The organism is Pseudorhodoplanes sp. (assembly GCF_050250235.1).
Taxonomy (GTDB): domain Bacteria; phylum Pseudomonadota; class Alphaproteobacteria; order Rhizobiales; family Xanthobacteraceae; genus Pseudorhodoplanes.
On record NZ_JBFWPA010000230.1, the window covers coordinates 1 to 6,162 of the forward strand.

The 6,162-nt window shown below is 63.5% G+C and carries 6 protein-coding genes and 1 tRNA gene; 4 read left to right on the top strand and 3 right to left on the bottom strand.

Translation table 11 applies throughout. The features are described from left to right. On the bottom strand, positions 1-2,979 hold a 2,979-nt coding region (locus AB7F49_RS37245; RefSeq protein WP_428532364.1), incomplete at its 3' end, for a histidine kinase dimerization/phospho-acceptor domain-containing protein. A 232-nt stretch (positions 2,980-3,211) separates the two neighbouring features. Between AB7F49_RS37245 and AB7F49_RS37250 the strand changes: the two genes are divergently transcribed. From AB7F49_RS37250 to AB7F49_RS37260, 3 genes are all read left to right on the top strand, one after another. After that, complete coding sequence (locus AB7F49_RS37250) at positions 3,212-3,589, top strand: phasin (RefSeq protein ID WP_428532367.1); 378 nt, start codon at positions 3,212-3,214, stop codon at positions 3,587-3,589. A gap of 147 nt (positions 3,590-3,736) precedes the next feature. Continuing rightward, positions 3,737-4,210 (top strand): phasin, encoded by a 474-nt coding sequence (locus AB7F49_RS37255; protein WP_428532370.1) that lies wholly within the window; start codon positions 3,737-3,739, stop codon positions 4,208-4,210. A gap of 218 nt (positions 4,211-4,428) precedes the next feature. Further along, a tRNA-His gene (locus AB7F49_RS37260) sits at positions 4,429-4,505 on the top strand. An 86-nt stretch (positions 4,506-4,591) separates the two neighbouring features. Here the strand turns inward: AB7F49_RS37260 and AB7F49_RS37265 are convergent. Next, positions 4,592-4,843 (bottom strand): PilZ domain-containing protein, encoded by a 252-nt coding sequence (locus AB7F49_RS37265; protein ID WP_428532373.1) that lies wholly within the window; start codon positions 4,841-4,843, stop codon positions 4,592-4,594. Positions 4,844-5,151: 308 nt separating this feature from the next. Between AB7F49_RS37265 and AB7F49_RS37270 the strand changes: the two genes are divergently transcribed. After that, positions 5,152-5,856: a carbonic anhydrase gene (locus AB7F49_RS37270; protein WP_428532379.1), complete on the top strand. Its 705-nt coding sequence runs from the start codon at positions 5,152-5,154 to the stop codon at positions 5,854-5,856. Between the two features lie 57 nt (positions 5,857-5,913). On the opposite strand, the gene AB7F49_RS37275 is transcribed toward AB7F49_RS37270, so the two are convergent. After that, positions 5,914-6,162, bottom strand: a 249-nt coding sequence (locus AB7F49_RS37275) for a hypothetical protein (protein WP_428532376.1), incomplete at its 5' end; no start/stop codon positions are given.

The following is a 6,162-nucleotide window of genomic DNA, read 5'->3' on the forward strand; positions in this document are numbered from 1 at the left end:
GCGGAACGGCTGCAGTGCGGTCTCGATGTCCATCTCGCTCCTGCCGCCGCCGGTATCGCGAATCCGGAGCATGACGTCGCCGCGATCGCTGGCGGCGGTGGAAATGATCACCTGACCGCCGGTACCGGTGAACTTGATCGAGTTCGACAGCAGGTTGAGCACGATCTGCCGCACCGAGCGGGTGTCGGCGATGATCCCCGGAATGTTCATCGAGAGCGCGGTGCGCATGATGACGCGCGCGCGATTGGCCTGCGCCTGCATGATCGCAACCGACTGCTGGGTGATGTCGTTCAGGTCCACACGCTCGAAGCTCAGCTCCAGCTTGCCGGCTTCGATCTTCGACAGGTCGAGCAGGTCGTTGAGCAGCGAAACCAGATGGCCGCCCGAGGTATTGATATCCTTGAGGTAGTCCCGATAGCGCTCGTTGCCGATTGGCCCGAAACGCTCCTCCATCATCACCTCGGAAAATCCGATAATGGCGTTGAGCGGCGTGCGCATTTCATGGCTGATCTTGGCGAGGAATTCCGATTTCGCCGCCGACGCCTTTTCCGCCTGCTGGCGCGCGACCGACATTTCCTTTTCCGCGTCCTTCCATCGGGTCATGTCGCGGAACAGCGCGTGAAACCGCGTGCCGGCCGCGTCCGCGCGGCCGAGAACCAGCTGCAGCGAAGTCAGTCCGCCCTTGTGCCGCCGGCCGATGATCTCGCGGCCGTCGTCGTCCGCGGTGACTTCACCGCGCGCGAGCCGGTCGAACCTGGCCATGGCGACGCGCTCGCTTTCCGCAGCGAACAGGTCGCCGAACGGGTGGCCTGCCAGCGCACCATGATCGTAACCGAACAGCCTTTCCGCCCTCGCATTGGCGGACAGGATGATGGCCGCCTTGTCCAGCGTTACGACGCCATCGACCGCCATATCGAGGAGCGCTGCGAGCTCGGAGTGCTCCGTCGCCGAAGCGTTAGGACTGTCCGCGGCGGGCGTCTCTTCAGCCGCTGGTTCTGCTGCGGGCTTGCCGGAGGCCGGCGAGAGGATCAGCACCATTGCCGTCTCGTCTCCGAACGCCGTGCGCAGCAGGCGGCCGTCCAGCATATGATCGTCGTCCGATCCCGATGCGGCAATGCGCAGGCGCTGTGCGCCGTCTTCATCGGCGCTGCCATCGAATTCCGCATACATCGAGTCGAGTCCGCCGGCCGCTGTAAAATCCGCCAGCGACCGATGCCCCGCGAATGCAAGAAAGACGGGATTCGCATAGAGAAAGTTCGATCCTTGATAGATCAGAACGCCAAGCGGCAGCTGGTCGAGCACCGGCCGCTGCGCGGCCAGTTCCTCTTCCTCGGGCAGAAAATCCGGCAGGACCTGCGCCGGCAGATGCGCCTGGAATTGCGGCACCGCGACCGGAGCCGGTGGGACATAGGGCGGGTCCTCGCACGGATCGCCTTCTTCCATGAGACCGCGCGCCAGTTCGTCGGCGCCCTTCAGGCGCGCCGACAGGCGGCTGCCGAGATCGAAAAACGCGCTCCGCTCCGCCGCATTGAGCGCGCCCGGTTTCGGCTCGCCGGCGGCGACACGGAACGGGACCACGTTTTCGGTCGTTGCGGGCGTTTCGTCGATCGGCGCGGATGCGGCTGCTTCGGCCGGCATGGGGGCCTGGCCGGTTGGCGCGGTTTCGGGTTCCGGCGCGCCGGCTTCGACCGGTTGCGACGCCGTGGCCTGCTCGGCAATCACCGTCGTCGTTGCGTCGCCGGCGCTCTCGACCGCGGGACCGCTCGCAAGGTCGACGTCCGGCGGCGCTTCTGATGGATCAACCGGCTTTGCTTCGTCGGGCCGGATCGTTTCCGAAGGCGCTGCCGGTGTATCGCCGTGCCACACGCCCAGGCCGCGATAGCCGCGGAAGGTGCGGTTGCGGTCGAAGCTCGGGATCCCCGACAACAGCACCGGCACGCATTCGCCCGCGGCCGTCGGCCAGTCCAGCGCAATCCCGCTCCAGGTATCGCGCGACACCAGCGCATGCGCGACGCGGCCCTCCGGATCGAGCGCCAGTTTGGCGGATATCTCGCCCCAGAAACGACCGAGCAGGTTGGACGTGCGGGGACCCGCAAGCGCGATGAAATCGTCACTGCTGATCGTGAAACGGTTCTGCGCGTCGGTCTCCCAGAAAAAGCGCAAGGGATGCCGCCGCTCGGCTTGCGGCGCATTGTCAGAGTGATTGGCGTCAGAGTGATTGGCGTCAGTATGATTGGCGGCCTGTCGACGCCCGGAATCTTGTTCTGGCGCGTCCGCGCGGTCATGCCCATTCTGCTGTTGCGGCATCTTGGTCATGGCCGAGATCGCCTCAGCAATGGGTGAGAGATCGAGAAGGTCGGGCCGCGCCGAGGCGACCGCAATGCTCGGGTCTGGTTTGATCGGTTGCGAATGGGCCGGAAAGAAGGCGAGCGTGAGCGCATCGGCGTTGTTGCCGACCGGCAGGGTTTCGACGCTGTTTTCGATATCGCGCAACGAGTTGATGCGACTCGCAGGCCGGGCGTCGTTCGTCTGAAACAGCAGCCGCCCGTTCGCATCGAATGCTGCATCGGCGTCGCTGGCCTCGGCGAGATAGCGCGCGCGCTGGTCGAGCGTCAGTGCCCGGCCGGTGGCTTCCGTCGCGACCACCAGGACCGCGGTTTTGGATGCGAGCCTGATCCGCGAACAGGCGCAGGTCACTAGCCGGCCCAATCCGGACCCAAGACCGCGCATCCGCTCGAGGCGCGTGCGGCCATCGCCGCGCAGGCTGCCCGCGATGCGCGAGATTTGCGCGGCAAGCTCTGGCGGGATCCGGGCGCCGGGGGTATCGCGGCCGTTCGAGAGGCCGAGCATCGCGGCGCCTGCGGCGTTGGCAAAGACGAGTTGTGATCCGTCGCTGGAAAATATCCATGCCGGCCGCGTGCCGCTGGCATGCGGGGCAAAGGCGCTGTCGCGCAGGAGATCGCGGGCCGTCTGGATCATTGATGGGGGTGCCGGATTTGGCGCCGTATCGCTCCAAAGCGTTGCATTTTATACGATTCTTCATAGTGACCGGTCCGCCCCGCGTCCATGAGGCGAAGCTTCGCCTTCACGGATAACCTTAATCGGGGGTGTGGCGGCGGCGGGAATTTGTTCCCTTGGATGAACTGCATCGGCAATCCCGTGTTACTGTGCAAAGCGAGGCCTGAATTTCACCCGTCGGATGGGGACAGTCATGGATCAGAGGAAGCCTTTCGAAGTGCCTGCGGACATGCGCAAATTCGCCGAGCAAAGCGTGGAGCAGGCGCGCCAGGCATTCGACCGTTTCATCGCGGCCGCTCATGAAGCGGTTGCCGAATTCGAGGGTCGCGCGCAGGTGGCGCGGACCGGAGCCATGGATGTCGGAGGCCGCGCCATGAGTTTCGCCGAACGCAACATGGCTTCGTCCTTCGACTTTGCGCAGAAGCTGGTCAAGGCGAAGGACGTCGAGGAAGTGATCCGTCTGCAGACCGAATACGTGAAGGCGCAGGTCCAGACGCTGAACGAGCAGACCAAGGAGCTGGCGGATGCCGCGGCGAAGATTGCCAAGGATGCAGCCGCCAAGCCGCTCTAATGTTGCCTCGATCCTGCCCCGGGATGGGCTAAGTCCCGGAAGATACTAGCTAAAATGGTGCAATGCAATAAATTTGTTGCAACGCACCATAAACTCATGCTAGTGGGTTTGCTTGCAGCCAGCACAGCCACCCTGGAAGGATCAGCCATGACCGAGGCCAGCGTAAGGACGAAAAAGTCGGCCTTCGATATGCCGACATTTGAAATGCCCAATTTCGAGATGCCCAAGATGGAAGTCCCTGCCGCGTTTCGCGAACTTGCGGAAAAGAGCGTGTCGCAGGCGAAGGACAACTGGGAAAAGATGAAGGCTGCGACCGAAGACGCAACCGACATGATCGAGACCAGCTACTCGACGGCCTCCAAGGGCGCCGCCGATTATGGACTCGCCCTGATCGATGCGGCCCGCGCCAATACCAACGCGACCTTCGATTTCTATAGCCAGATCATGACGGCCAAATCGCTGTCGGAAATGATCGAGCTGTCTACTGCGCACGCCCGCAAGCAGTTCGAGGCTGCGACGGCGCAGTCCAAGGATCTGACCGCTCTCGCCCAGAAGGTCGCGTCCGAGACCATCGAGCCGATCAAGTCCGGCATGACCACCGCCTTCAAGAAGGCTGCCTGATCCGGATCGCCGCGTTTGTTGTGTACGCGCTGAAACAGAGGCCCGGGCCATTCGCCCGGGCTTTTTCGTTCTGGCGACGGGCGCTGCGGAACCGCATCGGCGGCTGTCTGGCTAGCCGTGCCGCGCTGTGCGGATTGCTTGCCAAAACAGCGCCGAGCCCCTAGTTTCCGGCCGACTTTCGCAGGGTCGCGCCAATGCGCCGCTCTGCGTGCCGCGATGCAGCTGTAGCTCAGTTGGTTAGAGCGCCTGACTGTGGATCAGGAGGTCGGAGGTTCGAGCCCCCCCAGCTGTACCAATCGGTGGATTTGCCGCGGGTTCCGAGACTTGCGCGGTTTCCGCGCTGGTCGCCTCCCTCGTCGCCTCCCGAACGCAAGGCCGATTTCAGCACCCGCTGACAAACTGCACGCCAACGCGCAGGTCGGACTGCCACACCAGCCGGCATGACCGGCGGATATATTCCGGCTTGATGAGCAGCGAGAAGTCGCCGGGCAGCTTTGTCCGGCGCTCCAGTTCCAGGCACGCGCCGCCACTCGACATGTTGCGGACCCGGCATGCAATGTCCGGCACGAAGCCGAACATGACCGAACCCGATTTGAGCGTTCTCAAACGTTGACTCTTGCGCCGTTCCAGCATGTTGCAAATCCATCGGTTTGAACAACACCCTAAAGCCGGGCCCCTAAATCGATCTAAATTGAAGCTTCCCGATAGCGCAGTTTCGGGCGAGATTCCGTTAAGGCATTTTTTTCGCGGTGCAAACGGGGGGCGTGCGGTGGTGCGGCGCAATGTCGTCACAGGAGGCTAAAGCTTTGAGCCAGAAGCCCGAGCGCGCCGGGTGATTGTCAAGGATACAAAACGTCGGTCGGTGATAACGACCCGCAAAGGGTTATCCTGATAGTTGGTCCGGATTGTTCGCGGCAAGGGCCGCCATGAAGGGAAAGATCATGTGTGATGTATGCGCCCAAGAAGGTTTGAGCCGCCGAGCCATGATGTTTGCAGGCGCCGGGATGTTGGCTGCGATGCAATTCGGCGGCCCTGCGCAAGCGCAGCCGGCCAGGGCTGCCAGCACGCCCGACGAGGCGCTGAAGCTTCTGGTGGCGGGCAATGCGCGTTACGTCGCCAATCAGCCGCAGCAGCGTGACTTTTCCGCCGGGCGCGCGAGCCGTACGCTGGGACAGGCGCCGTTCGCGGCGATCCTGGGCTGCGCGGATTCACGGGTCGCGCCCGAACTGGCATTCGATCAAAGCCCGGGCGATCTGTTCGTCGTACGGGTCGCCGGAAACTTCATGACCCCCGATGGTCTGGGAAGTCTTGAATTCGGTGCCGCGGTTCTGGGGACGAAGCTGATCATGGTTCTCGGCCACAACAGCTGCGGCGCGGTGAATGCCACCGTCGCGGCTCTTCAGAAAGGCAACACGTTGCCCGGTCACATTGCAGGTCTCGTGACCGCGATGAAGCCCGGCATCGAACCGGCATTGAAGCAACCGGGAAGCGATCTCGAGCAGCGCGCGGTGGTCGCCAACGTCCAATACAATGTCAATCGTCTCAAAGCGGAAAAGCCGATGCTGGCCGACATGGTCGCCAAGGGAGACCTTCGCGTGGTCGGCGGCGTGTATGATCTCGCCACCGGAAAAGTGAATCTGGTCTAGGCCGCTCGCTTGCGGACCGCATGCTGCAGACGATGCGGACCAGGGACTGCCGCGGCCTCACGCGGCGGTCGGGTTGAGCTTCTCGATACGATCCGCTTCCGCCGCCGATGGCTTGTCCGCGAGCAATTCGATTGAGCGGTCGACGATCTTGCGAAACGCCATCGACTCGCCCATCCCGAGGCGCAACTGCACGCGGCTCATATACCAATCCATTTCCGCACGCGGCCGGCGCTCCGCGATGGCGCGAACCAGCCATGCGCCGTGGTCATACCACGCCGCTGCGTACTTGGCGCCGGGTTGGTAGAC